This is a genomic window from Kitasatospora nipponensis (assembly GCF_039528135.1).
Classification (GTDB): Bacteria; Actinomycetota; Actinomycetes; order Streptomycetales; family Streptomycetaceae; genus Kitasatospora; species Kitasatospora nipponensis.
This window is the reverse complement of record NZ_BAAALF010001179.1, coordinates 1-513: the sequence shown is the minus strand read 5'-3', so window position 1 is coordinate 513 and position 513 is coordinate 1. Positions and strand designations below refer to the sequence as shown.

General features: G+C 68.4%; 1 protein-coding gene. It reads left to right on the top strand.

The window, feature by feature from the left end:
* Positions 1–420, top strand: a 420-nt coding sequence (locus ABD323_RS45530; RefSeq protein WP_344447789.1) for an ABC transporter permease, incomplete at its 5' end; no start/stop codon positions are given.
* Positions 421–513: the final 93 nt, after the last annotated feature.

Below are 513 nucleotides of genomic sequence, written 5' to 3'. Positions count from 1 at the left end.
CTCGGGATCGGCGAGACCTCGAAGATCTCGATCGTGCTGTACGCCTGCCTGTGGCCGATCCTGCTGAACACCATCAGCGCGGTGCGCAGCGTCGACCCGACCCTGCTGCGACTGGCCCGTTCGCTGGACCTGTCGCCGGTGAAGCTGTTCCAGAAGGTGATCCTGCCTGCCTCGGTGCCGGTGGTGTTCACCGGCATCCGGCTGGCGGGGGCGGTGTCGATCCTGGTGCTGGTGGCGGCCGAGATGGTCGGCGCGAAGGCCGGTCTGGGCTATCTGATCAACGCTTCGCAGTACAACTTCGCGATCCCGCAGATGTACGCGGGCATCGTCACGATCTCGGTCATCGGGGTGGTGTTCAACCAGCTGCTGGTCCGGCTGGAGCGCCGCTTCACCGCCTGGCGGGCCCCGCTCAACAGTTGAGGAGAGAGTCGTGCAGGAGCTGAGTACGGACGTCCTGGTGGTCGGCGGCGGCCCGGCCCCCACCTGGGCCGCGCTGGACGCGGCCCGGGCGGG